This is a genomic window from Phaeobacter italicus, assembly GCF_001258055.1.
GTDB lineage: Bacteria > Pseudomonadota > Alphaproteobacteria > Rhodobacterales > Rhodobacteraceae > Phaeobacter > Phaeobacter italicus.
Genome location: NZ_CVRM01000003.1, coordinates 20,569 through 45,389 on the forward strand (window position 1 = coordinate 20,569; position 24,821 = coordinate 45,389).

Genomic DNA, 24,821 nt, shown 5'->3' on the forward strand with positions numbered 1-24,821 from the left:
TTCAGTGTTCAGAGGGCGCAAAAGGAAAGCCGCCCTTTCGTTGAAAAGGCGGCTGACTGGGGGGCAGCGGTGGATATCGGGTCGGCCGGGCGGCTTGGCTCAGCTGAGCGGGATCAGGTGATTGTCCCAGGCGAGATCATGTTGGCGCCGGGGGATGACCCTGTCGGCGTCGATCGCTGCGACAATCCCCTGGCCGCTGGTGATGACAAACCCCGTGTCATCACTGGCAAGACCGCAGACATCGCTCAGCCGGATTTCCTGCACCAATGCGCCTGTGTCACAGTCCGCGATCTGCAGCACGCCACCGCGGGGGGAGGTGACAGCGACGTGGCGGCCATCGCGGGAAAAGGCGACAGAGCCACCATAGCCGTTGAGGTTGCGCAGGCGGGGGTCATCCTCTGCCATCAGGCGGGCGGGTTGGCCGGGGCGGTGCAGGCCGATGATGGGCAGATCCGCGCCCAGATCGCCCTGCCACTGCATCGCAAAGCCGACGGTTCCGTCGTTGCGGATTGCAAGGTGGCGGATGGAGTTGAGGCGCAGCTCCTGAGGCAGTTCCAGCTGGTCGGTGATCTGCCCATCGGCGCCGATATAGGTCAGATTGGGCTGCATCACCGGCAGGTTCAATTTGGCCCGTCCACTGTCCGGGTGTGTCTGGATGCCGCCGTTTGCCACCACAAGCCCCGCCGCGTCGCGACGCAGGCGCATGTCATGGGGACCGATCCCGCCAGAGGAGATATGCCCGATGCGGCGATAGCTGTCCGCGGCATCCCAGATCCCGATCAGGCCGTCGCCCGTGTCATAGGCGTTTTCGGTGGTGAAAAGCCGGCTGCCGTCTTCCGAGAAGGTGCCGTGGCCATAGAAGTGATGACCTACGGGCGGGGTGAGGCGGGCAAGCGGTGCGCCACTGCGGCAGTCGATCACGTCTGCAAACGTGCCGGGGCGGCGGGCAAAGGCAACGGCTTCGGGGCGGCTGGGATGGGCTGTTGCGGCGTGGCCGCGTGCGGGCAGCGGGTGGCGAAACAGGATGTCGCCCGCAGTGTCCAACCCGGCCAAGAAAAAACGGTCATCCGCTGTCTTGCCTGCGGCGAGAAAGGCGGGGTTGCCGGTATCGGCCCAGCTGGCCTGAGGCGCCATGCCCGCTGCCAGGAGCCCCGCGAGAAAGCTGCGGCGAGAGGCGGTGGTCATGACATCAGTCCCCGTCAAGCGAGTTGAAGCCTGCCGTTACCCCAAGGCGCGGGCCAAGCTGGCTTGTGACCAGATCGCGGATGTTGGTCACATCCTGCTGCAGTGTTTCCAGCCGGAAGCGGCGTGCGGGATCACCAACACCTGCCAAAGCGGGATCGTCAAGCTGATCTGCGCGGCTGCGGGCCTTGTCAAAGGCGGCAGTGACCGCGCGAGCAAGGTCTGTGTCACCGGCGGCGAGCGCCTGCGCCAGCGGCTCCATCGCGGCCAGTGTCAGGCGGATATGGCGCAGGCTGCGGGCTGAGCGGCGGGCCTCTGCGCGTTCGGGACGTGGGGCGTCGAAACTGCCGAGGGGGCGGCCAAGGCGCATGTCGCCGAGGATCTGCAAGCCGGTTGTCAGCGATTTGAACAGCTCCTGGCGGACCTCGGCTGTGGTGCGATAGCGGTCGGAAGGCGTGCGCAGCTCGTCTGCGTAGCTGGCGTGCCAGTCGGTGCTGATGGCGGCAGTGGTGCGGGCCATGTCGGTGGTGATCGCCTGCACAAGTGCGCAGGTCTGCGGTGGTGTGGCAAGGCTCATCAGCTCGGGATCATAAAGCAGCTGTTCGAGCGCATAGAACCCGCGCAGGGCGATGGACTGTTTGGCAAATTCCTCGGCGTTGGCCCAGTTGGCCGTGGTGTCCCCATCCGCGAGCAGCGCGCGGCGCAGGGTGCCGGGGATCTTGTTGCGGCTGTCCGGCCAGAACGCCAGCGCAAAGGCGCGGTTGGCGGTTTCACTGGGGCCAAAGCGAAGATGGCTTACGGCGACCCAGGCATCAAAGGCGCTGCCAAATGCGCTGCGCAGGCGGGCGTCGGTGGGGGCGCAGTGGGTTTTTGCCACCTCGGCCAGATCCGCGCTGCGACCTGCGAGCGCGTCAAAGCCGGGCAGGATGTGACCTGACAGGATCCATTCCACCTGCTGATCCGGATGAAGATCTGGCGCGGAGGTTTGCATCTGTTCTGGCAATTCCGCCGGGGATGTCTGTGCAGGCAGGGGCGTAGAAGAGAGCGCCAGGGCAATGCCAAGGGCGCCAGCCAGAGTGTGCAGATGTGTGAGGCAGCGGGGCATTACAGCGACTCCAGAAAACGGATCAGGTCGGCGCGATCTTCGGGCGGCAGGTTCACGACGGTGTCGCGGGCTGCGGCGGCTTCTCCGCCGTGCCACAGGACAGCCTCCAGCAAGGTGCGGGCACGCCCATCATGCAGAAAGCCTGCGCGCGGGTTGACCTGCTGGGTCAGGCCGATCCCCCACAGGGGGGCCGTGCGCCATTCGCGGCCATTGGCGCGGCCGGCCGGGCGGTTGTCGGCAAGCCCGTCGCCCATGTCATGCAGCAACAGATCGCTGTAGGGCCAGATCAGCTGAAAGCTCTGCGCGTCGCGCCCGTCCATGCGGTGGGTGACGAACTTGGGTGTGTGGCAGCTGGTGCACCCTGCGTTGTAGAACTGTTCCTTGCCGCGCAGGACCGCCGGATCCTCGATGGCGCGGCGGGCAGGCACCGCGAGGTTCTGGCTGTAGAAGGTCACCAGATCCATGTTGGGCTGGTCGATTTCTGTCTCGCGGGCATCCTCGCCGCCATGCGGTGCTGCGCGGCAGGCGGTCTGGGCCTCGGTGCAGTCGCCCCAATGGGCCGGGTTGAGCGGGGTGGAAATCCCGATGTCGCCTGCAAAGGCACCCGCGGATTGTTCGTGGATTGTCGGCATGCCGCCCTTGTAGCCGAACCGGCCGAGCATGATCTGCTGGTGTTCCTTGGACCAGACCAGACTGGGGCGGCCAGAAATGCCATCTCCGTCACGGTCTTCGGGATCTGCCAGCGCAAGGATGTCGGCTGCGGGGATCGCCTCCAGCAGGCCAAGCCCGATCATCGTGGGCGCCACGCGGGGCGACAGCATCGCGTCTGCCTGCAACGGGCCATACCCAAGGCTGTCGGCGCTGTAGCTGGGGCGTTGGAGGGTGACGGTTTCCCCACCGTTGAGAGAGATGGTTTCAGCGCTGTAGGTCACCCCCAGCCGATATTCAGCTGGCACGCCGGGGGCCGAAATATCCTGCAGCTGGCCCCCATAGGTGGGTTCCGGCGCGGTGCCGATATAGTCGTGGACCGCCTGCAGCTGCTCTGGCACCGGGCCGGGAACGGACACCCGCAGGAACATGGTGGCTGCGGCATAATCCGGCCCCTCCGGCACGTGGCCGCGCCCGTCCTTGAGGTGGCAGCGCTGGCAGGAGCGTGCGTTGTAAAGCGGCCCGAGCCCGTCAGAGGCGCGGGTCGAGGCCGGGGAGGGCACCCAGACCTTCTTGAACAGGCCATTGCCCAGTTTGAACTCCAGCTCTTCTTCAAAGGTGAGGCCGGCGCTGTGTTGGGAGTAGGCTTCGTCATCCTTGCGGGCGCGGACCGTGGCTGCGCCTGCCGGGCGGGCCTCAAACGGTTCGGGGGCGTCAAATTCCGTCGTAGGGGCGGTGATTGCCTGAATGCGGGCGGTTTCTTCGGCGGTTCGCGGGACAACGGTCAGATGCGGATCGCCGAGCGGAGGCAGCGCGATTGCAGGTGTGGTGGTTCCAGCGGGCTCTGCGGCCAGCAGAGGCTGAGCAGAGAGGGTGGCCGCGGCAAGCAGGGACAGTGCCCCAAGGGCGGTGGCGGAACGGCGGAGCGGGACATCACGCATCATGGTCTATCACTTTTATCTGGCGGGGCAGCGGGCCGGTCAGCCCGGTGTGGGCTGTCGGTCAGTGCCTGGCAACAGGTTGCGCAGCTGCAGCAGGCCAGCGCAACGCAGAACAGCAGGGGCAGCACGGTGCCGCCCCTGCAGAAATCACGGGCTGCGCGGCGGCAGCCGGGGCGGTTTACTGGAAAACCGCGGTGGGGTTGTCGAGACTGTCGGACCCCTCGATGGCGACGCCATCCACGTTCAACAGGCTCACCACGCGCTCGATGGAGCGGGTCTGGTCGATCAGACCGTTCACACCGCCCATGACCAGGGCTTCGCCAGCTTCATTGCCAGCTTCCAGCATCTGATCGTAGGAGAAACCCGCCTCTGCTGCGGTTTTAATGCGGCCAAGGGCCTGCATGGTCTGCGCAAGTTTACCGCGCAACTCGCTGTCGAGCGCGCTGTCCTGTTCTGCCACCAGATCAGAGAGAGAGGCGCCGGACACCAGTTCACCGTTTACCCGAACATATTCGCCCAGATAGACGTTCTGCACGCCCAGACCGTCATAGTAGTGGCTGTTGTGGGTGTTGTCGGAGAAGCAGTCGTGCTCTTCCTCGGGATCGTTCAGCATCAGGCCAAGGCGCATGCGTTCGCCTGCCTGCTCGCCGTAGGACAGAGACCCCATGCCGGTCAGCATGGCGGTGATGCCTGCGTCCTCATCTGCCATCAGGGTGCTGCGCGCCTCGCCTGCGTCGCCCCATTGTGCGGCCATCCATTCCAGATCGGACACCAGGAGATCGGTCGCGGCCTTCAGGTATTCACCGCGGCGGTCACAATGGCCACCGGTGCAGGTCTCGCCAGCGGCAAAGTCGGTCCAGGGGCGATCGCCCGCACCGTGATCGGTGCCGTTCAGATCCTGACCCCAGAGCAGAAATTCGATTGCATGGTAGCCGGTTGCCACATTGGCCTCGACGCCATCTGCTTCGTGCAGGGTGTTTTCCAGCAGCGCCGGAGTGATGGCGCTTGCATCGATGGCCTTGCCGGAGAGTTCGAACTGCGGGTTCGCGATCACGTTCAATGCGGCGAGGGTATTTTCGTCGCTTGGCCCACCGTAGGAGGCATCCACATAGTCGATCAGCCCCTCATCCAGCGGCCATGCGTTCACCTTGCCTTCCCAGTCGTCGACGATGGCGTTGCCGAAGCGGAAGACTTCGGACTGCTGGTAGGGCACACGGGCGGCAAGCCAGGCTTTGCGCGCCGCTTCCAGCGCCTCGGCAGAGGGGGCTGCGATCAGCGCGTCGACCGCAGATTGCAGGGTCTTCGCCGTGATCAGGCTGTCCTCGTATTTTGCCTGCGCGATATTGGCGTAGGTCGTCAGAACCTCTGCCTTGTCAGCGGCAAAGCTGGGTGCCGCAGCTGCGGTCAGTGCCGCCACAGCGGTGCCTTTGAGGAAATGCGATGTCATGATTTGGTCCTTGAAATCAGTTGAGAGATGTTCGTGAGCGCAGACAATCTGCGTCAGTGAAGACGGGCCGACAGGATCTGCCGGGGAAACGCGGGGGAGTTGGCGGGCTGTTTGGCGTCGGCTGTTGTGTGGGTGGCCGCGGGCGCATCCTGGCTGTTTTGATCCCGCGCCATTTGATCCAGAACCAACGCGGCCTTGGCGGCCATTGTGGCGGCGCGGGGGGCCTGACGGGGAGAGACCACGAGGCTGGCCAGCATCTGGGCATCGTCAAAAGCGGCATCATTTGCTGTAGCTACGAGATTGGCGAGGCAGTTTTCGTCCGCGCCAAGGCAGTTGCAGGAGAGCCCGTGGCGGACCAGCGGGCGGCGTCCCTCTGCGGCGCAGAAGTTCAGAAAGCGGCCAAGTGTTTCATAGGCTTGCCGGCCCAGCGTTGGGCCAAGCGCCGCGACGCAGTCGGCGCGCAGGCTCATGCGGGCCTCGGTTCCGGCAAACCAATGGCGCATGGCGCGCACCGCGGCGGCCTCTAGCGGGGGGAGGTCGCTCAGAAGGCCGACGGTCGCCCCACCCCGAGAGGCCGCAGGGGCCGTCGATGATGCAGTGAGGGTCATTTGGTCAGGATCAGCTTGCCTGCGCGGGTGATGCGGAGGCTGTAGATCTGCCCGTTCAACAGAATACGGGCCTGATTGCCGCCGCGCGCCAGATCTTCGGCGTGATAGGTCGGGAAAACTTCGGTTGCAGCGGTGGTGGTGGCTGCGTGGTCAAAATTCATCTGGTTCATGTCTGTCACCCGTTTCTGTCCTCGGAGCGATCCAGATACTATTCCAGCACAACCCCGCTGTCGCCATTGGCAACGCCATCAAAGAGCCAGCCGATAAAGCCGGGCAGGTCCTCTGCCGGGCTGTGCTGGGGGGATGGCTGTTGGGGCTGGTGTGATGTGGACACTGGAGGATCTCGGTTGGTTTGCACTGAGCTTTGGGCTGGCGCCGGGGCGCTTGGCTGAACTGTGGCTATACCTGACTGATTTAATCAGAATCGTCAACCTGACTTTTTTACTCAGGTTATAATTTTTTCGACAGAGGCCCGACATGGGCCTGTCGCGCCGAGGCGGCAGAGCAAAGCATTATGGGGGCCTTGGGTCGCCAGACTGCCAACGAAAAAGGCCGCCCCCTGAGGAGCGGCCTTTCTGTCTGATCGGGGATTTCCCCGGATGGTCTGAAACCGGGCGTCAGCTTTCGCGGATGCCGGAGAAGCGGCTTTGCCAGTCTTCGCGCTGTTCATCAGAGATCTTGGCGAACAGAACCTCTGGCACGGTGAAGGCGTGGCCAACGGGCAGCGCGTCCAGCGCGGCGGCCACATCGGTGGGCCAGCTGTCGTCTTCGGTCTGCATCGCGGCCAGCAGAGTGTCCTTTGCCGTCGGGATGAAGGGGGAGGACAAAACCGCGTAGAGACGGATCAGGTTCAGGCCAAGGCGCACCTGCGCGGCTGCCTGTTCGGGATCGGTCTTGAAGGTCGACCAGGGGGCGACGGATTGCAGGTATTCATTGCCCGCAACCCAGATTGCGCGCAGCTCTTGGGCGGATTTGCGGACTTCCATCGCGGCCATGTGGTCTTCGTAGGCGCGGATGCGGGTGGTCAGCTCTTTGATCAGGGTCTGTTCTGCCTCGCCATAAGAGCCGCCTGCCGGAACCTCTTCGCCGTATTTCGAACGGCAGAATTTGGTGATCCGGCTGACAAAGTTGCCCAGAACATCCGCCAGGTCCTTGTTCACCGACTGCTGGAAGTTCTCCCAGGTGAATTCGGAATCGCTGCTTTCGGGTGCGTGGGACAGGAGCCACCAGCGCCAGTAGTCAGCGGGCAGGATTTCCAGCGCCTGATCCATGAACACGCCACGTCCCTGCGAGGTGGAGAACTGGCCACCGTCGTAGTTCAGGTAGTTGAAGGACTTCAGGTGGTCGACCATCTTCCACGGCTCCCCCGAGCCGAGAATGGTGGCCGGGAAGGACAGGGTGTGGAACGGGACGTTATCCTTGCCCATGAACTGGACGTATTTGACGTCTTCGGCCCCTTTGTCGGTGCGCCACCAGCGCTCCCACTCGGCGTCGGACTTGCCATTGGCTTCGGCCCATTCGCCTGCGGCGGCGATGTATTCGATGGGCGCGTCAAACCAGACGTAGAAGACCTTGCCCTCCATGCCGGGCCAGTCCTGGTCGCCTTTCTTGACGGGGATGCCCCAGTCAAGATCACGGGTGATGCCACGGTCCTGAAGACCATCGCCGTCATGCAGCCACTTCTTGGCAATCGAGGTGGTCAGCACCGGCCAGTCGGTTTTGCTGTCGATCCAGGCGTCCAGCTCGTCCTTGAGCTGGGACTGGCAGAGATAGAGATGCTTGGTTGCGCGCACCTCGAGATCGGTGGAGCCGGAGATGGCAGAGCGCGGCTCGATCAGGTCGGTGGGGTCCAGCTGCTTGGTGCAGTTTTCGCACTGGTCGCCACGGGCCTTGTCGTAGCCGCAGTTGGGGCAGGTGCCTTCCACGTAGCGGTCCGGCAAAAAGCGTTTGTCGGCGTGGGAATAGACCTGGCGATCTTCGACTTCGCGGATCAGGCCCGCCTCGGCCAGCTTGCCTGCGAAATGCTGGGTCAGCGCGTGGTTCTGAGGGCTGGAGGAGCGGCCGAAGTGATCGAAGCTGAGGCCGAAACCCTTGGCGATTCCTGCCTGAACCTCGTGCATTTCGGCGCAGTATTCCGCGACCGGCTTGCCTGCCTTGGCGGCGGCCAGTTCGGCGGGGGTGCCGTGTTCGTCGGTGGCGCAGAGGAACATCACCTCATTGCCGCGCGCCCGCTGGTAGCGGGCATAGAGATCGGCGGGCAGCTGGCTGCCCACCAGGTTGCCCAGGTGTTTGATCCCGTTGATGTAGGGGATCGCCGAAGTAATGAGAAAGCGCGCCATATCGTCCATCCACATAAATCTTTGCAGGCCCGTCTAGCGCATGGCGCAGGCGGCGGAAACCCCGAGCTGCGCTTTGCGGTTAAATTCCCATGCTATCGGCGCTCTCGTGCACGTTTGAGGAGACGGCCAATCGTAAAGGAGGTGCGCGGCGCATAGACATAGCGGGTCCGGTCCTCGGGGGCGGGGCGCGCGCGCATCCGGCTGAGGCCAAAGACGATCAGCAGCACATGCCCTGCGGCCACATAGGCAAAGAGCGCAGGCGGGCCGAAGCTGTCGATCAGGGCAGAGGAAATATAGGGTGAGGCGATGGCCCCCAGCGCGTACCAGAACATCAGCGCCGCAGAGAGCTCGACCCGCTGTTCTGAGGTGGCAAAGTCATTGGCGTGGGCGGCTGACACCGAAAAGATCGGGAAGGTGGTAAAGCCAAAGAAGGCCGCTGCCAGCATCACGCCGATGGTGCCGGTGCCGCTTGCGGCCATGGTGATTGCGCAGCTGACGATTGCGATGGCCGACAGCCAGATCAGCACCCAGCGCCGGTCGTATTTGTCGGCAAGCCAGCCAAGCGGATATTGCGCCAGTGCGCCCCCCAGCACGAAGGAGGCGAGGAAAAAGGCGATCTGCCCGACTTGGAGCCCGACCTCCTGGCCATAGATCGGCCCGACCATCCGAAAGGACGCAGAGCTGAGCGCGGCCACGATCACACCTGCCACCGCCAGTGGAGAGCAGTTCCAGGCAAGCCTTGGGCGCAGGCGGGGGGCGTCAGGGATTTCCGGTTGGCTGGCCTTCGTCATGGTCAACGGCAACAGGGCTGCGCAGCACAGGATTGCCAGCAGGTTGTAGGACACATAAGCCGCCGGAGGCAAAACCGCGATCAGCAACTGCGCGGCCAGCGAGGCCGAGAGATCGGCGATCCGGTAGGTGCCCATCGCACGCCCCCGGTTTTCGTTTGTGACCTTCGCATTCAGCCAGGCTTCGATCACCGTGTAACAGCCCGCCATGCACAGGCCCGAGGCGATCCGCATTGCCGCCCAGGCGAGCGGGTCTTCGGTCAGCGTGTGGCCAATCAGCCCCATTGCCCCCAGCGCGGTACAGACCGCAAAGGCCCGGCTGTGACCGACATTGCCCATCAGGCGTGGCACCCACCAGCAGCCGATGAAAAAGCCGACAAAATGGGCCGAGCCCAGAAAGCCGATCTGCTCTTTGTCAAACCCGAGCGTCAGGCCGGAGATTGCATCCAGCGGGCCCACACCTCCGGTGGAGAGCTGCAGCAGGATCACAGAAAGAAACAGGGCGGCGAAGGAAATCAACAGGCGCATAATGCCAAGTCATGACGGCTGAGCGGCGCAAATGCACGGGGAAATCCGACATTTTTGCCAACCCCGTGTCGCATTGGGCAGCTGCGCAGCGGTTTTGCCGCGCAGCGCCGGTGTGGCGTCGTCCGGTTAGTCGTCGCGCTGGGCGATCTCGCCGGCTGCCTTGGTCCAGGCGGTAAAGCCGCCTTCAAGGTGCATGACCGGGCCAAGCCCCATCTCCATCGCGGCCTTGGCCGCCAGTGCAGAGCGCCAGGCGCTGGCGCAGTAGAACACATAGGTCTTGTCCTGATTGAACACAGGCTTGTGATAGGGGCTGTCGGGGTCGATCCAGAATTCCAGCATCCCGCGCGGGCAGGAAAAGGCCCGCGGGATCATGCCGTTGGCCTGCAACTCGCGGATATCGCGCAGATCGATGAACACATAGGCGTCATCGTGGATGGCGTCTTTCGCGGTCTCGACCGGCATCGTTTCGACGACGGCGTTTGCCTCGTCGAGGAGCGCCTTGACGCCTTTGGTGATTGTCTGGGCCATGTAATGCCTTTCTGTCTGTAGGTGGGCGAATTGGTCCTGTCCTGTGCTTCAAGCTGGGGGAGGCGCCTGCGCTTGGCAAGGGGAGAGGGCGGATGGCGAGTGCGTCAGCGATCACTTTCCTGCGCAGTATCCGGGCAGTATCGGCGCAGTATCGGCGCAGTATCGGGGCAGTGTCGGCCAGTTGATGGGGCAGGCGGTTGCATCGGGGCCGGGCTGCGCTAGTGTTTGCGCTGACATGATGGGCCGCGGGGCGGCCCGCAACGTTGCAGCAAACAGGATCCCGATCATGAAAAAGAACCCGCTCGGCCGCACCGGCATGGAGGTGTCGCAACTCTGTCTTGGCACGATGACCTTTGGCACCCAGACGGATGAGGCCGACGCCCATGCCCAGATTGATGCCGCGCTGGCAGCTGGGGTGAACTTCCTTGATACGGCAGAAATGTATCCGGTGAACCCGATCAGCGCCGAAACGGTTGGCGATAGCGAGGCGATCATCGGCAACTGGAACGCACGCACGGGACGGCGCGGGGACTACATCCTTGCCACCAAACATTCCGGCGAGGGGATGCAGGCCGTGCGGGATGGGGCGCCGATCACGGCAGAGACCATTCCGGCCACCATCGAAGGATCACTGCGACGTCTCAAGACGGATTGCATTGATCTCTACCAGTTCCACTGGCCCAATCGCGGCAGCTACATGTTCCGCAAGAACTGGCAGTATGATCCCGGCGGCAATGACCGGGCGGAGGTGCTGGACAATATGGCGGGCTGTCTCGAGGCGCTGAAGGCGCAGGTGGACAAGGGCAATATCCGCGCCTTTGGCCTGTCCAACGAAAGCGCCTGGGGCACGGCGCAATGGCTGCGGCTGGCAGAAGAAACGGGTGGGCCGCGGGTGGCCTCAATCCAGAATGAATATTCGCTCCTGTGCCGTCTTTACGACACGGATCTGGCAGAGCTGAGCGTCTATGAGGATGTGGGCTTGCTGGCGTTTTCGCCACTGGCGACGGGGTTGCTCACTGGCAAATATCAGGACGGCGCTGTGCCTGATGCCTCGCGCAAGACGCTAAATCCGGAACTGGGCGGGCGTCATACGGATCGGGTGTATCCGGCGGTCGCGGCCTATCTGGAGATCGCCAAGCGTCATGGGCTGGACCCGGTGCATATGGCGCTGGCCTGGTGTCATACCCGGCCCTTCATGGCGTCGGCCATCTTCGGTGCGACCAATCTGGCGCAGCTGGAACATGTGCTTGCCGGGGCCGATCTGACCCTGTCGCAGGAGGTGCTGGAGGACATCGACGCGGCGCACCGCGCGCATCCGATGCCCTATTGATTACTCGGACAGCCGGGAAAGCGAAACGGGCGGCCCGATGTGGCCGCCCGTTTCTATGTGGTCGTTCTGCGTCGGGGCTCAGTATGACCCGGTTGAATGACGCGGCAGCGGGCCGCTCTGGCGCAGAGTGCTTTGACCCTGCGAGAGAGGGGCCTGGCTGAACAGGGGCTTGCTGGCCGCCAGACGGGTTGGGGCAGTGGCCCCAAGGCTGGCCTGGCGCAATTCGCGTGCGGTGGTGCCATGCGCAGTGCGGAAGGCGCGGGCAAAGCTGGACTGCGAGTTGAAGCCGGTGGCCATTGCCACCTCCATCAGGGGCAGATCGGTATCTGTCACCAGTCGGCGGGCCTCGGCCATGCGCAGCTGCAGATAGTGGTCCTGCGGCGTGGTGTTCAGGCGCAGACGAAACTGCTGCTGCAGGCTGCGGGTGCTGGTGCCCAGTTCTTCGGCGATTTCGCTGAGAGGTTTGGGATCATCAAGGGCGGCCTCCATCAGCGCATTGGCCCGCGCTGTCAGAGACGAATGCTTGGAGCTGCCAAGGCGGCTTTGCGGGCGTTCGGCAGAGCCGGGCCCGTCGTAGAGGAACAGGCCCGCTACACGAGAGGCAAAGCCCGCGCCATGCCGACTGCCGATGATATGCAGCATCATCTCGATCGCAGGTGTTGCACCGCCGGATGTCATGCGGCCCTCGGAGAGGGTGAACCGATCATTGCGGCATTGAACGCCGGGGAAGCGGCTGGCGAAGTTGTCCAGATCTTCCCAATGGGTGGTTGCGGGATGACCATCAAGAAGCCCCGCCTCGGCCATCAGCCAGGGACCACCATCAATGCCGGCAATCGTCGCGCCGCCTGCCGCGATGCGGCGCAGCCCGGCCAGCAGGCTGGGGGTGGCATGGCGCGCAAGCTGGAAGCCTGCGATCACGATCAGCAGCTCGCAGCCCTGAAGGCGGGCCAGCGGAATGCCCGGCACGGACAGGCCGCTGGTCAGCATCGCAGGTTCGCTGGTTGCGGTGATATAATCCCAATCAAACGCACCGCGACCTGCCAGCCGGTTGGCTGCGCGCATCGGGTCCACGGCAGCGGCAAAGGACAGCGTGTTGCTCTCATCAAGCACCAAAACAGCCGTTTTCAGCGGCTGATTCTCGGGCTGGAGGATGTTTTTTGCGGATTTCATCAAGTTCGATTCGCATGTTGACTAGTTGGTGCATCAAGGCTGCGGCAGCATCGAGCACAACACAAACAGGAATCTGGGGGCAGCCTTGGGGATAACTCTTGGCACAACCCTGTACATCGAGGGGAGAACGAAAATGCCTCTGAATATGAACCGAAACGTCTTTATCACCTGTGCTGTGACCGGCTCTGGCAGCACCCAGGATCGCAGCCCGCATGTGCCGCGTTCGCCCAAGGAAATCGCCGATAGTGCCATTGCGGCTGCCAAGGCGGGGGCCGCCATTGTCCACTGCCATGTCCGCGATCCCGAGACCGGCACGCCCTCGCGCGATCTGGCGCTTTATCGTGAAGTGACAGACCGGATCCGTGAGAGCGACACAGATGTGGTGCTGAACCTGACTGCGGGCATGGGCGGAGATATCGTTTTTGGCGATACCGAAAACCCCTTTCCGGTGAATGAGGCGGGAACCGATATGGTCGGTGCGACCGAGCGGATGGCTCATATCGCAGAATGCCTGCCGGAGATCTGCACGCTGGACTGCGGCACCATGAATTTTGCCGAAGCCGATTACGTGATGACCAACACGCCGGGCATGTTGCGGGCAATGGGGCAGATGATGACGGATCTGGGGGTAAAGCCCGAGATCGAAGCCTTTGACACCGGGCATCTGTGGTTTGCCAAGGAACTGGTGAAGGAAGGCGTGTTGGCCAGCCCTGCTTTGGTCCAGCTGTGCATGGGGGTGCCCTGGGGCGCGCCCAATGATTTGAATACCTTCATGGCGATGGTCAACAATGTGCCGACTGATTGGGACTGGTCTGCGTTCTCGCTGGGGCGCGATCAGATGGCCTATGTCGCGGCCTCTGTTCTGGCAGGCGGCAACGTGCGGGTTGGTCTGGAGGACAACCTCTGGCTTGGCAAAGGGCAGCTGGCGGAGAACTGGCAGTTGGTCGAACGCGCTGGCACCATCATCGAGAACATGGGCGCCAAGCTGATGGGACCGGATGAGGTGCGCGCCCAGCTGGGGCTGGTGAAACGCGCGCCGGTGGCGAAGTAATGTCTGTGATGTGGGCAGGATGAAGATGGCCGCGCGACTGACTATCACGCGGCCCATCGGATTACTCTGCGCGGTGAATGCGGCAGAGGAAGCAGTTGTTGCTGGCGCTGCGCAGATCGACAAAGGCGATGTCATCGCGCGACAGCAGCGTTTCGGCATAGGCCTTGAGTTCGGCGCGCGGTGTCACCGCACCCGTGCCGTAGACGATCCGCTCGTCCGGCCCGTAACCTCGCAGGATATATTGAGGTGCGGAAAGAAACGTGGGCACGTCGGGCGACGCCGTGGCTGGCGCACAGAACGGATCGCAAAGGTAGATCGGTCCGGTCTCGGTAAAGGGGTTGCGCCCGGTAAAGGGGCGATGGGCCAGCGCCAGAAATGGCTTGCCTGCAGGGACGTTCTGCAAACAGTGGCGACAGGGCATGCCGCCCTCTTCGGCGCTGGGATGGCGCTCAACCGGGTCGCCATAGCTATCAAGCCCGGTGTGGTGGATCGCTTCGACTGCCGCGCTGGGCAATCCGGAAAATTGAAGTTTCATGAATGGTCTCCTTTCTGTGGGAATGTGCCTTTGTGCAGCCCGGCCAGGCGACCCGAAACATGCGGGAAAGTGACATGACAAAAACAGCAGCAATCATCGGTGGTGGGGTTATCGGCGGGGGATGGGCCGCGCGGTTCCTGCTCAATGGCTGGAACGTGCGGGTGTTCGACCCGGACCCGGAAGCGGAGCGCAAGATCGGTGAAGTGCTGGCCAACGCCCGCCGCTCGCTGCCTGGTCTGGGCAATGTGGCGCTTCCTGCCGAGGGCACGCTGACCTATCACGCGACCATCGCAGAGGCCGTGGAAGGTGCGGAGTGGATTCAGGAAAGCGTCCCCGAACGGCTGGAGCTGAAGCAAAAGGTCTATGGCGAGTTGCAGGCGCATGCGGGCAAGGATGCAGTCATCGGCTCTTCGACCTCGGGCTACCGACCTTCGCAGTTGCAGGAGGGGTTCGACAACGCAGGCCAGATCGTGGTCGCGCATCCGTTCAACCCGGTCTACCTGATGCCGCTGGTGGAGCTGGTCACGACCGAGGTGAACCCGGCAAGCGTGATCGACAGCGCCAAGGCGATCATCACCGAGATCGGCATGTATCCCCTGCATCTGAAAAAGGAGATCGACGCCCATGTGGCGGACCGGTTCCTGGAGGCCGTCTGGCGCGAGGCGCTGTGGCTGGTCAAGGACGGCATCGCCACCACCGAAGAGATCGACAATGCGATCCGCTACGGCTTTGGCATTCGCTGGGCGCAGATGGGCCTGTTTGAAACCTACCGCGTCGCAGGCGGTGAGGCGGGCATGAAGCACTTCATGGCGCAGTTCGGCCCGGCGCTGAAATGGCCCTGGACGAAGCTGATGGATGTGCCGGAGTTCACCGATGAGCTGGTTGATCTGATCGCAGGCCAGTCGGACGCGCAATCGGGGCATCATTCGATCCGCGAGTTGGAACGTATCCGCGATGACAACCTTGTGGGCATGATGCGGGCTCTGGGGGCCAATGACTGGGGTGCCGGTGCTTTGCAGAACGCCCATGATGCGGGCCGGGAGGCGGATGTGGGGCTCGTGCGCTCGATCGAGGAGATTGCGGACCTCGGCCAACCCATCCTCACCCAAAGCCGGATCGTGCCGCTGGACTGGACCGACTACAACGGCCACATGACCGAGAGCCGCTATCTCGACGCCTTTGCGCAGTCCACTGACCGGCTGATGATGATCATCGGCTGTGATGCAGAGTATATCGCAAGTGGTGGCAGCTATTTTACCGCTGAAACCCATATCCGCCACATCGACGAGGTGCATGCAGGTGATCCCATGCAGGTGCGGACCCGGGTCATCATGGGGCAGGGCAAGAAGATGCATGTCTGGCACGAGATGTATTCCGGTGACCGGTTGCTGGCGACAGGCGAACACATGCTGTTGCACGTGAATCTTGAGACCCGCCGGTCCGCCCCGCCCGCAGCCCATATCGAGGCGAACCTCGTGAAGCTGGCAGAGGCGCATGCGGCTTTGGACGCACCAGAGGGACTGGGCCGCGCGATCGGTGCCCCAAGATGAGCGGGGCACGTGCCGCGCGGGTTTTGATTACCGCAGGTGGTTCCGGGATCGGGCGTGCGATGGCAGAGGGCTTTGCCGCTGCCGGTCATCAGGTCTGGGTCACGGATGTGAATGCAGACAGCCTGTCGGATCTTCCGGCGGGCTGGCAGGCCAGCGTGGTTGATGCGGCTGACGAGGACAGTGTTGCAGCACTGTTTGCCGAGGTGCGCGAGCAATGGGGCGGGCTGGATGTGCTATGTGCCAATGCAGGCATCGCCGGTCCGACTGCGCTGATCGAGGATATCGCGCTGGAGGACTGGCGCAAATGCGTGAGCGTCAATCTGGAGGGCTGCTTTCTGGCGGCCAAATACGCAGCACCTTTGATGAAGGCCGCCCGGGCTGGATCGATCATCGTGACATCCTCCACCGCAGGGCAGTACGGCTATCCGAACCGGGCGCCTTATGCTTCGGCGAAATGGGCGGTGATCGGGCTTATGAAGACCTTGGCAATGGAGCTGGGCCCATATGGTGTCCGTGCCAACGCGATCTGCCCCGGTGCCGTTGAAGGGCCGCGGATGGAGGGCGTTCTGGAACGTGAGGCCGCAGCCAAGGGCATGAGCCGCGATCAGGTCTATGAAGGCTATGCGTCGGGGACGTCGATGCGGTCCTTTGTTGAGGCACGCGACATTGCCAATATGGCGGTGTTCCTAGGCTCTGATGCTGCCCGGCTGGTGTCGGGGCAGGTGATTGCGGTGGACGGCCATACGGAGAACCCGGATCCCAAGGTGTGAGCCGAGCTGCACAGGCGGCCCGGCTGCAGCGTTCAGGAAATCGCCGCCCTGAGATCCCTGAGCCGGTCGGGTACCTGCCGGGCGGTGATATCGGCCTCGCGCACCAGATTGTCGAAATGGGTGGTGAGCGTTGCGACCCGCTCCTTGTCGCGAAAGGCGAGGTAGTGACTGCCTGCATAAAGCACGCAGAGTAGCGGCCCAAACACCGTGAGCGGCGCAGAGTAAAGCCGCTTGGCATCAAACAGATAAATCCGAAGGCGCGGATAAAGCTGGGTGCTGAGGTGTTCGAAGTGGCTCAGCTGCTCCTCGCGGATGTCGCGCGGTAGCCCCTCGTAATAGCCGGTGCCCTTGGCAAAGCTGTCCAGCTCGTAGATCGGCATGGCGATTTCATAATCCGACGGAGAGCGGCGCATCCAGTCCAGACGGTCCTGCGAGGCGCCGATGGCCTGATCGGCTGTGCGCCCCAGATGCGGGGCATATTCCCATTCCAGAAGCGCGCGGGTCTTGAGCATGTCAGGCAAGGCCGCAGGGACATGGCGGATCTTGTAGCCCTCGGCCTCTTGATGCCAGCCGAATATCCGCTCATCCACCAGCGCACGGGGGGCCGCGCTCATCGTCAGGCTTGCTGCAACCAGATCGGCGGCGTTCTCGGGCCGCTCTGACAGGCTCAGCAGCCAATCGGCCGACACACCAAGCGCCGCTGCACAGGCGCCAACCACATGAGCGTTTGGCAGGCGCGCGCCCTCGTCGGTCAAAAGTTGCGATATGGTGGAGCGGTCGACGCCGATGGCGCGGGCAAGGGCGCTCTGGCTGAGACCGCTATCCGCCAGCGCCCTGTTGAGCCGGAGCCGAAACTGCGCAGCGCGCAGTCGTTTGTCGATAATTTCGATCATGTGGTGATAAATATCACCGTTGATGGATTTTGTTAATCATATTTGGAATTCTGCATCACCGATCCACTGGCTATCCCTGACAGAGCCATAGATTTCAGCGGGATAAAACAGAGAGATGCACATTTGGACGGGGGCGCACCGGGATCAGACAGCTGGCCATCAGATAAAGGTGGCTGATGTCTGATACGCAGCGAGATGGCCCGCTTGCGGCTGAGGCTCCGATCATCGCGGTGGGTCGGGTGGAATGGCGCACGCTGTTCTTGATCCTTGGCTGCTATGGGAGTTGGGCCGCCGTCCTGTTCGCAGCGGGCCTGTTGCCGCCTGTTGTTGCCGTCCCGATCCTGGCGGTGCTGATCACGCTGCACGCGTCGCTGTGCCATGAGGCGCTGCATGGCCATCCTTTCCGACTGCGCGTGCTGAACGAGGCGCTGATGTTCCTGCCTTTGAACCTCGCCATTCCATATGGCCGGTTTCGTGACACCCATCTTGCCCATCACCGTGATGAGCGGCTGACAGACCCTTATGATGATCCGGAGAGCAACTTCCTGGACCCAGCCGTCTGGCTGCGGTTGGGCTGGGCTGCGCGTCTGCTGTTTCGTGTGAACAACACGCTGTTGGGGCGGGTGGTGATTGGGCCACTGCTGGGGCAGGGCCGCTTTATGGCGCAGGAGTGGCGCCTGATCCGCGGTGGCGATGAGGCCGTGTTGCGGGACTGGCTGCTGCATTGTCTTGGGGCTGGTCTGGTTGTCGGGCTGGTCTGGGTCAGTCCGCTGTCGTTGATGAGCTATCTTGTGGCTGCCTATCTTGGCCTTGCGATCCTCAAGATCCGCACCTTTTTGGAGCATCGTGCCCACGACGACCCCAAGGCGCGCACCGTGATCGTCGAGCGTGGCGGGTTCCTTGGGTTTTTGTTTCTCAACAACCATCTCCATGCGGTGCACCACTGTCACCCGGGTGTGCCGTGGTATGACCTGCCTGCGCTGTACGCAGCGCAGAGGCAGGGCTTTCACGATCGCAATCAGGGCTACAGTTACCCGTCATATGCCCGGATCTTTCGTCGCTATGCGCTGCGGCGCAAGGATCCCGTTGCACATCCGATCTGGTCAGACCGCACGTAAGGGGCCATAACCCTTTGCATGAGTTTGTGGATCCCCATCGCCATTGCGGCTGCCAGTTTTCAGACAGTTCGCTTCATGCTGCAAAAGGTCCTGAGCAGTGTGACCCTGTCGTCTGCCGGTGCGACATTTGCCCGGTTTGTTTATTCCGCGCCACTGATCTGGGCGGGGCTTTTTGGCTATCTTGCGGTGTCGGGGCGCGCCTTTCCTGATCTGAGCGCGACATTCTGGGTCTTCGCAACAATTGGCGGTACGGCGCAAATCCTTGCCACGGTGTGCGTTGTCGCCCTGTTCCGCCAACGCAATTTCGCAGTCGGCATCACCTTCAAGAAAACCGAGGTCATCCAGACCGCCATTGTCGGGCTGATCGTTCTGGGAGACGGGATCTCTGCCCTTGGCTGGGGGGCGATCGTCATTGGGCTTTGCGCGGTTCTGGTCTTGTCGAAGACACCGGAAAGCACTGGACCGTGGTGGCGGCATCTGACCAATCGGGCGTCGCTTCTGGGGCTTGGTTCGGGGGTTCTGTTTGCCTTTTCCGCCGTGAGCTACCGGGGGGCATCGTTGCAACTGGCCGAGCTGGAGGCCGCATTTCGCGCCGGGGTCACGCTGGCCGTTGTCGTCAGTCTTCAGACCCTGTTCATGCTGGTCTGGCTGAGCCTGCGCGAAAAGGGTGAAATTGCCCGTGTCTGGGCCGCAAGGCGGGTTGCGGTCTGGGTCGGCATGACCAGCCTTCTTGGGTCATTCTGCTGGTTCTGGGCCTTTACCCTGCAGAATGCCGCCTACGTCAAGGCGCTGGGTCAGATCGAATTGCTGTTGTCGCTGCTGGCGTCGGTGCTGTTCTTCAAGGAGGTCATCACCCGGCGCGAGATCCTTGGCATGGGGTTGCTGATCCTGTCGATCCTGGTGCTGTTGCTGGCAATCTGAGCTGGCAGGCTCAGCCGTCGCTTGGCATCGGATAGCCCTTGAGCCGCAGGAAATGGCTCGATTCATCGTCATTGCGAAAGAACGGCACACTGACCGGTGGTTCGCTGTTACGGATGCGCTGTGTGACTTCGGCGAGGACCACTTCGGTGATGAAGGGCAGATCATAGGTCCGCACCCGGCTGAGCGGGATCCACTGGAGGTGGGACAGCTCTTCGCTGGCGCGGGAGAAATCGTCGAGATCGCCGACGATATGCTCTGCATCGATCAGAAAGAACCGTGCGTCAAACCGGCGGGGGCGGCCCGGCGGGGTAATGGCGCGGAAGACAAACTGCAAACCAGCGGCAGCGGGCAAGTGACCGGTGGCGGCAAACCCCTCCCAGTCAGTTTCCGGCGGTGTGGGCCATGTGCCGGGGGTGCCCAGGATCAGACCGGTTTCTTCCCACAGCTCGCGGATTGCGGCCACGGCCAGCGCATGGTGAAGATCGCCTGCGGATTGTTCCTGCAGGCGATCGCGGCAGACATCCGGCAGCGGCGTGGCCAATGGAACGTCACCGTCGCCAAGGTCTACCGCACCGCCGGGGAACACCACCTTGTTGGGCATGAAAGCGGCCTTGGCGCCACGCTGGCCCATCAAGACCTGCGGATCCGCACCCATCCGGTCCCGCACCACAATCACGGTTGCCGCGTTGCGGATCGCTGTCTTGTCTGTGGTGGTCCGGGCTTGGGCGCTTTCGGGGATCATGGGCAACCTTTTGATGGCAATAAGAGAGGTGCGCAGCATCAGAGACTGCCCCTTAGATCTGACCGGGATCGGGCAGTGATGCAAGGGGCACCGCCTGTGCCGCTGCGGCGAAACCTGCGGTAAAGAAAAAGGCCCGTGCCGGTGGCAGGGCCTTTTGTCTGATCTTGTCTGCTTAGTCTTCCTTGCCGAAACCGTGCATCCGGCGCGCCCATTGGTAGGCGACGACAATCCCCTTCATCCGGGGCAGCAGGAACAGCGAGGACAGCAGGCACCCCAGTGAGAACACCGTAAAGGTCACCAGCGGCTCTGGCCGCCAGGCGAAATAGACCACATGCATCAGCGGTGCCATAATGTGGCCCACCAGAAGAATGGTCAGATATGCAGGGCCATCGTCGGCACGCGCATTGCTGAGGTTCAGACCGCAATTGGCGCATTCATCATTCACCTTGAGGTACGAATGAAGGACTTTGCCCTCGCCGCAGTTGGGGCATTTGCACCGCCAGCCCCGCAGAACCGCGGGCCAGGTTGGACGGTCTTCTTGGCTATCAGTTTTGATGTCGGCCGAAAGCGCCGCAGATGACTCGGTCATAACAAATCCTATCTTTTGAGCTCATATTTGGTCTCATTGCGTCCCGGAATAAAGGGGGCGTCATTGGGTCTGCGTCGGGATGCCGCAAGATTGGGCGGCTTTGGCTGAAGGCGCAATAAGAGAAAATTATGCGAATTGAAGGCTCTGCGGGCGCGCGTGGATTTTTTTTTCGAGAAAAACCGACGGAAGTATCATGGGCGGCCGTTTAGCTCACGTCATCGGCGGCAAGGGGCTGCCGATCTGCAAAAGGACCGCAGACCATGAAACATACGAAGTTCATCGCAGCCGTGATCGTCGCCGGTGCCGTTGTCGGAGCCACAGGCGCCATTGCCAAACCGGGCCACGGTGGCAAAGGGGGCTTTGGGCCGGGCATGACGTTTGAGCAGATTGATGCGGACGGCAACGGTCAGATCAGCAAGCAGGAAATGGAAGGTCTGCGCGAGGCGCGCTTTGCCGCGGCTGATGCTGACGGTGATGGCAAGCTGACACTGGCCGAGATCGAAGCCGCCGCACAGGCGCGCGCCAAGGATCATGCGGCCAAGATGATGGAGCGGATGGACGCGAATTCGGATGGGGCGGTGACGCTGGACGAGCTGCCCAAACCCCGCCGCGCCGGAAAGATGTTTGACCGGGTCGACGCCAATGGTGATGGTGCCATCAGCAAGGACGAATATGAATCCGCCCGCATGAAGCACCAGGCGCGCCATGGTGGAGATCGCCGCCACGGCGGTCAGGGCGGCGCAACGGAGCAGAACTGAACCGGGACCAGATGTGTCGATATCTGCAAAATATGCAGGGCGGGCCCCGGCGAGGGGCCCGTTGATGTCGCAGCCACCGCCGACGCAGGCGGGGCAGGGGCAGGCCTGTGACGAACGACCGGTCGAGGATCCGGAGGGCGCATTGCTTTTGCGATTTGCTCAGGGGGATCCGCATGTCGCGGCAGAGCTGACACGACGGCTTGCGCCGCGCGCGCTTGGTGTTGCGATGCGGGTTCTGGGCAACCGGGCCGAAGCAGAGGACATCACCCAGGAGGCGATGGTGCGCCTGTGGCGTCAGGCCGAACATTGGGAGCCGGGGCGCGCGCGGGTCTCGACCTGGCTCTATCGCGTGGTGATGAATCTTTGCATCGATCACAAGCGACGGCAGCGGGGCGGGCATCTGGATCTGGACGCCATCCCCGAACCGGAAGACACGGCCCAGAGCGCGGCAGAGCGCCTTCAGGATGGGGCCCGGCAGGACGCCTTGCAGAGCGCGTTGATGCAACTGCCAGAACGCCAGCGTCAGGCCGTGGTTCTGCGCCACATCGAAGACCTGCCAAACCCGGAGATCGCAGGGATCATGGACATCAGCGTCGAGGCGGTCGAAAGTCTGACCGCGCGGGGCAAACGGGCGTTGGCCGCCATCCTGGCCGGACGCCGGGCTGAATTGGGGTATAGCGATGGTTGACAAGACAGATAGACATGCGCCCGGACAGCCGGGCGGACAAGCGGATGCAGAGCAGTCCCGCGGCGAGGATGATCTGTTTGCGGACGCGCTGGTGGATGATCTTTTTGCCGAAGCCCGCGACTGCCGTCCTGCCGAGGTGCCGGTTCATTTGGAGCAGTCCATCATCCGAGAGGCTGTTGCCATTCAGGCTGCGCGGGCTGCTGCGGTGCAGTCTCAGGGCGCGGACTGGGCCAAGGGCAGGACCGAGAGGGGCCGCACGGGTCTGATGGCGCAGCTGCGCGGCGTGATTGCCGCCATTGGTGGCTGGCCTGCGGTTGGGGGGCTGGCCACGGCGAGTGCGGCTGGTTTGTGGATTGGACTGGCGCCGCCGTCCTTTATCCCTGATCCGGTGGCCTTGGCCGGGATCGACCTGAGCGCGTCGGATTTGCCGGATGACAGCTATGACTTGGCGCTGGTGCTGAGCGAGGAAACAGAATGACACAAGAGCCGACAAAATCTCCCCGCCGGTGGGTGCGCTGGCTGCTGATCGGGTCGCTTGCCCTGAACCTGATCGTGGTTGGGGTTGTTGCCGGGGCGGCCTGGCGGTTTGCCGGACACGGACGAGACGGCGGCAAGGCACCGCCGCCGATCGGGGCGCTTCTTTATCGTGATCTGGATCGCGACACGCGCAAGGCATTGCGGAGTGCGGTTGAGGGCGACCACGAAAGTTTCCGCGCCCGCCGCATGGCCGAGGTTGTCACGGTTGTAACGCTGTTGCGGGCTGACCCTTTTGATCCGGCCGCTTTGGAGGGGGCTTTGCAGGACCATGCGGCGCGGCGCAGTTCTTTCCACCAGTCGGTGCAGGTTGCCTGGATGAGCCAGGTTCGCGAGATGACAGCCCAAGAGCGGGCGTCTTATGCTGCCGAGCTGGAAGAGCGTTTGGCGCGCCACGACAGGAAACATCGCTGAGCGCGGGGCAAGATCGGAACAGGGCAGTGGCGAGAGCACTGCCCTGTTTGCTGTTGATGGACCATCTGCTGCTCTTGTCTGGTCCTGCCTGTAGTGCGCGACGCCATGCCGGGTGTGCCGGTCTTTTGGCGGTCGAGCCCGTCGTTCACTGTCCTTGGTCGTTGCGCCCCGTTGGATGGGGCGAATGGGGTTGGTCAGGCTGCCAGCTCTGCCAATGAGACGCGGTTGCGGCCTGCATGTTTGGCGCTGTAAAGCGCGCGGTCGGCGTTGGTGATCAGGTCATTTACACAGGCCTCGCGGGCCTGCGGGTTTCTCAGGATCTCGCTGTGCTGGGTGCCGCCGCCAATCACGGCACCGATGCTGATGGTGACATGAATGGGGCGGTCAACGCCTGCGATGTGAAATGGTTTGCTGTTGATCCGGTTGCACAAGTCGCTGGCAACGGCGGCTGTCATGGCTTCGCCGAGGCCGGGCAGCACGATCATGAATTCTTCACCACCGACGCGGGCGACAAGATCAACAGGGCGCAGCGCGGACTGCAGCCGTTTCGCGGCCTCGATCAGCACCGCATCGCCTACCGGGTGGCCGTAGATGTCGTTGATCTGTTTGAAGTGGTCCAGATCGGCAAGCATCACCGCAAAGGGATCGCCCGACTTGGCTGCGCTGCCTGCAACCTGATCGAGGAAGGGCTTGGCATAGCGGCGGTTGAACAGGCCGGTCATCGGGTCTTCGACCGCAGCCCGCAGGCTGTTGCGGACGTTGTCGCGCAGATGGTCCATGCGGGCGCGCTGGCGCAGCTGGTTTTCGATGCGCAGGCTCAGCTCTGCGACGTTGAAACCGGCCTGCAGAACGTCGTGGGCCCCGCGATCCAGCGCCTCTGCGGCGATGGCCGGGTCGGCAGGGTGCACAACTGCGATCACAACCGTGCGCCGGGTAGAGGCGCGTGCCCGCAAATCCGCAATAAGGCGCAGGCCGGGGCCCGCGTTGGTCGGGCTCAGTTCAATGACGATCACATCAGGCACCGGCTCGCGCATCAGGGGGTGCACCGCATCCAGCTGGTGGCTTTCGAGACGGTAGGGCACGCGCGAGGCAAGCTGGGCCTGCCAGTAAATGGCTGTTGCGCGTGCTTCGGTGACCAGGGCAACCATGGCGCCACTGATCCCCGCATTCAGATGGGCGTCGGACAGAACCGGACCGAACCGGTGGGTGCCGCCGCCTTGCAGATGCAGATCTTCCTTGTGGCTGGAGGCGCGCAGCAGGCTGCGGATGCGCGCCTGTAGCATCGTGTCATCAAGGGGCTGGATCAGCACATCATCGATGCCGGCACGCAGGGCAGACAGCCGACGGTCGCTGTCGGCCTCCTGATCAATTGCAATCACCGGGATATCAGCGAGCTGGTCATCCTCTGCCAGCAGCGCCTTGACGTCGGCGGCAGATCCATCAGGCAGGGACATGGCAGTGAGGATCAGGTCGGGGCGGCAGCGCAGGGCAGTTTTCACGATGCCCTCTGTGCCCTCGGCCTGCACCACACGGTAATAGGCTGCGGACAGCTGCACCTTTAGCATGATGCGGTTTGTCGCCACTCCGTCGATGATGAGGATCGTACCCTGCACGCGAAGCCCTTTCGCCTCTTGCATTCCAACT

General features: G+C 63.0%; 26 protein-coding genes. 10 read left to right on the forward strand and 16 right to left on the reverse strand.

All coding sequences use genetic code 11. The features are described from left to right. Positions 1 to 99: 99 nt before the first annotated feature. The 10 genes from NIT7645_RS01180 to NIT7645_RS01220 form a co-directional block, all read right to left on the reverse strand. Positions 100 to 1,185, reverse strand: coding sequence for a DUF1513 domain-containing protein (locus NIT7645_RS01180; RefSeq protein WP_008559595.1), 1,086 nt, complete (start codon positions 1,183 to 1,185; stop codon positions 100 to 102). A gap of 4 nt (positions 1,186 to 1,189) precedes the next feature. After that, a complete protein-coding gene (locus NIT7645_RS01185; protein WP_008560411.1) occupies positions 1,190 to 2,287 on the reverse strand; it encodes an imelysin family protein in 1,098 nt (365 codons plus the stop codon). Beyond that, complete coding sequence (locus tag NIT7645_RS01190; RefSeq protein WP_008563262.1) at positions 2,287 to 3,879, reverse strand: di-heme oxidoreductase family protein; 1,593 nt, start codon at positions 3,877 to 3,879, stop codon at positions 2,287 to 2,289. The genes NIT7645_RS01185 and NIT7645_RS01190 overlap by 1 nt, the downstream gene beginning before the upstream one ends. 175 nt (positions 3,880 to 4,054) lie before the next feature. Beyond that, on the reverse strand, positions 4,055 to 5,323 hold the full coding sequence (locus tag NIT7645_RS01195; RefSeq protein WP_008560742.1) for an imelysin family protein: 1,269 nt from the start codon (positions 5,321 to 5,323) through the stop codon (positions 4,055 to 4,057). 53 nt (positions 5,324 to 5,376) lie between these two features. Beyond that, complete coding sequence (locus NIT7645_RS01200; protein WP_074964311.1) at positions 5,377 to 5,931, reverse strand: hypothetical protein; 555 nt, start codon at positions 5,929 to 5,931, stop codon at positions 5,377 to 5,379. Continuing rightward, positions 5,928 to 6,092: a hemin uptake protein HemP gene (gene hemP / locus NIT7645_RS01205; RefSeq protein ID WP_110732358.1), complete on the reverse strand. Its 165-nt coding sequence runs from the start codon at positions 6,090 to 6,092 to the stop codon at positions 5,928 to 5,930. Before hemP ends, NIT7645_RS01200 begins: the two co-directional genes overlap by 4 nt. Before the next feature lie 47 nt (positions 6,093 to 6,139). Next, the gene (locus NIT7645_RS19735; RefSeq protein WP_278245801.1) at positions 6,140 to 6,265 is read right to left on the reverse strand and encodes a hypothetical protein; all 126 of its coding nucleotides are present in this window, start codon (positions 6,263 to 6,265) and stop codon (positions 6,140 to 6,142) included. Between the two features lie 283 nt (positions 6,266 to 6,548). Next, positions 6,549 to 8,270 carry a methionine--tRNA ligase gene (gene metG, locus NIT7645_RS01210; RefSeq protein ID WP_173644459.1) on the reverse strand — a complete coding sequence of 574 codons (1,722 nt, stop codon included), beginning with the start codon at positions 8,268 to 8,270 and terminating at the stop codon, positions 6,549 to 6,551. Positions 8,271 to 8,362: 92 nt separating this feature from the next. Continuing rightward, on the reverse strand, positions 8,363 to 9,586 hold the full coding sequence (locus tag NIT7645_RS01215; protein ID WP_008562785.1) for an MFS transporter: 1,224 nt from the start codon (positions 9,584 to 9,586) through the stop codon (positions 8,363 to 8,365). 126 nt (positions 9,587 to 9,712) lie between these two features. After that, a complete protein-coding gene (locus NIT7645_RS01220; protein WP_008561765.1) occupies positions 9,713 to 10,114 on the reverse strand; it encodes a rhodanese-like domain-containing protein in 402 nt (133 codons plus the stop codon). A gap of 286 nt (positions 10,115 to 10,400) precedes the next feature. Between NIT7645_RS01220 and NIT7645_RS01225 the strand changes: the two genes are divergently transcribed. Next, on the forward strand, positions 10,401 to 11,444 hold the full coding sequence (locus tag NIT7645_RS01225) for an aldo/keto reductase (protein WP_037302910.1): 1,044 nt from the start codon (positions 10,401 to 10,403) through the stop codon (positions 11,442 to 11,444). 78 nt (positions 11,445 to 11,522) lie between these two features. On the opposite strand, the gene NIT7645_RS01230 is transcribed toward NIT7645_RS01225, so the two are convergent. Beyond that, complete coding sequence (locus NIT7645_RS01230) at positions 11,523 to 12,614, reverse strand: GlxA family transcriptional regulator (protein ID WP_050672493.1); 1,092 nt, start codon at positions 12,612 to 12,614, stop codon at positions 11,523 to 11,525. A gap of 133 nt (positions 12,615 to 12,747) precedes the next feature. Here NIT7645_RS01230 and bcoG point away from each other — a divergent pair, with 133 nt between their 5' ends. Further along, positions 12,748 to 13,665: a 3-dehydrocarnitine:acetyl-CoA trimethylamine transferase BcoG gene (gene bcoG / locus NIT7645_RS01235; RefSeq protein WP_008560805.1), complete on the forward strand. Its 918-nt coding sequence runs from the start codon at positions 12,748 to 12,750 to the stop codon at positions 13,663 to 13,665. A gap of 61 nt (positions 13,666 to 13,726) precedes the next feature. Here the strand turns inward: bcoG and NIT7645_RS01240 are convergent, their stop codons facing one another. After that, positions 13,727 to 14,200, reverse strand: coding sequence for a DUF1203 domain-containing protein (locus tag NIT7645_RS01240; RefSeq protein WP_008560661.1), 474 nt, complete (start codon positions 14,198 to 14,200; stop codon positions 13,727 to 13,729). 74 nt (positions 14,201 to 14,274) lie between these two features. On the opposite strand from NIT7645_RS01240, the gene NIT7645_RS01245 reads away from it, so the two are divergent. Next, positions 14,275 to 15,750 carry a carnitine 3-dehydrogenase gene (locus tag NIT7645_RS01245; protein ID WP_050685814.1) on the forward strand — a complete coding sequence of 492 codons (1,476 nt, stop codon included), beginning with the start codon at positions 14,275 to 14,277 and terminating at the stop codon, positions 15,748 to 15,750. After that, positions 15,747 to 16,520 (forward strand): SDR family oxidoreductase, encoded by a 774-nt coding sequence (locus NIT7645_RS01250; protein WP_008559276.1) that lies wholly within the window; start codon positions 15,747 to 15,749, stop codon positions 16,518 to 16,520. The genes NIT7645_RS01245 and NIT7645_RS01250 overlap by 4 nt, the downstream gene beginning before the upstream one ends. A gap of 32 nt (positions 16,521 to 16,552) precedes the next feature. On the opposite strand, the gene NIT7645_RS01255 is transcribed toward NIT7645_RS01250, so the two are convergent. Further along, a complete protein-coding gene (locus tag NIT7645_RS01255) occupies positions 16,553 to 17,413 on the reverse strand; it encodes a helix-turn-helix domain-containing protein (protein ID WP_008560738.1) in 861 nt (286 codons plus the stop codon). A gap of 176 nt (positions 17,414 to 17,589) precedes the next feature. Here NIT7645_RS01255 and NIT7645_RS01260 point away from each other — a divergent pair, with 176 nt between their 5' ends. Both NIT7645_RS01260 and NIT7645_RS01265 read left to right on the forward strand, forming a co-directional pair. Next, a complete protein-coding gene (locus NIT7645_RS01260) occupies positions 17,590 to 18,531 on the forward strand; it encodes a fatty acid desaturase (protein ID WP_008558802.1) in 942 nt (313 codons plus the stop codon). A gap of 18 nt (positions 18,532 to 18,549) precedes the next feature. Next, on the forward strand, positions 18,550 to 19,452 hold the full coding sequence (locus NIT7645_RS01265; RefSeq protein ID WP_008562508.1) for an EamA family transporter: 903 nt from the start codon (positions 18,550 to 18,552) through the stop codon (positions 19,450 to 19,452). A gap of 10 nt (positions 19,453 to 19,462) precedes the next feature. Here NIT7645_RS01265 and NIT7645_RS01270 read toward each other — a convergent pair whose 3' ends face one another. Continuing rightward, positions 19,463 to 20,194: an NUDIX hydrolase gene (locus tag NIT7645_RS01270; protein WP_037302907.1), complete on the reverse strand. Its 732-nt coding sequence runs from the start codon at positions 20,192 to 20,194 to the stop codon at positions 19,463 to 19,465. A gap of 172 nt (positions 20,195 to 20,366) precedes the next feature. Next, the gene (locus NIT7645_RS01275) at positions 20,367 to 20,783 is read right to left on the reverse strand and encodes a DUF983 domain-containing protein (RefSeq protein WP_008560598.1); all 417 of its coding nucleotides are present in this window, start codon (positions 20,781 to 20,783) and stop codon (positions 20,367 to 20,369) included. Between the two features lie 260 nt (positions 20,784 to 21,043). On the opposite strand from NIT7645_RS01275, the gene NIT7645_RS01280 reads away from it, so the two are divergent. The 4 genes from NIT7645_RS01280 to NIT7645_RS01295 all read left to right on the forward strand — a co-directional run bounded on the left by NIT7645_RS01280 (position 21,044) and on the right by NIT7645_RS01295 (position 23,177). Then, the gene (locus tag NIT7645_RS01280; RefSeq protein ID WP_008560437.1) at positions 21,044 to 21,541 is read left to right on the forward strand and encodes an EF-hand domain-containing protein; all 498 of its coding nucleotides are present in this window, start codon (positions 21,044 to 21,046) and stop codon (positions 21,539 to 21,541) included. Positions 21,542 to 21,605: 64 nt separating this feature from the next. After that, the gene (locus NIT7645_RS01285; RefSeq protein WP_008559763.1) at positions 21,606 to 22,229 is read left to right on the forward strand and encodes an RNA polymerase sigma factor; all 624 of its coding nucleotides are present in this window, start codon (positions 21,606 to 21,608) and stop codon (positions 22,227 to 22,229) included. Beyond that, positions 22,222 to 22,707 carry a hypothetical protein gene (locus NIT7645_RS01290; RefSeq protein ID WP_037302504.1) on the forward strand — a complete coding sequence of 162 codons (486 nt, stop codon included), beginning with the start codon at positions 22,222 to 22,224 and terminating at the stop codon, positions 22,705 to 22,707. Before NIT7645_RS01285 ends, NIT7645_RS01290 begins: the two co-directional genes overlap by 8 nt. Then, the gene (locus NIT7645_RS01295) at positions 22,704 to 23,177 is read left to right on the forward strand and encodes a periplasmic heavy metal sensor (protein WP_008559526.1); all 474 of its coding nucleotides are present in this window, start codon (positions 22,704 to 22,706) and stop codon (positions 23,175 to 23,177) included. The genes NIT7645_RS01290 and NIT7645_RS01295 overlap by 4 nt, the downstream gene beginning before the upstream one ends. A gap of 194 nt (positions 23,178 to 23,371) precedes the next feature. On the opposite strand, the gene NIT7645_RS01300 is transcribed toward NIT7645_RS01295, so the two are convergent. Continuing rightward, positions 23,372 to 24,814 (reverse strand): diguanylate cyclase, encoded by a 1,443-nt coding sequence (locus NIT7645_RS01300; protein ID WP_008560233.1) that lies wholly within the window; start codon positions 24,812 to 24,814, stop codon positions 23,372 to 23,374. Positions 24,815 to 24,821: the final 7 nt, after the last annotated feature.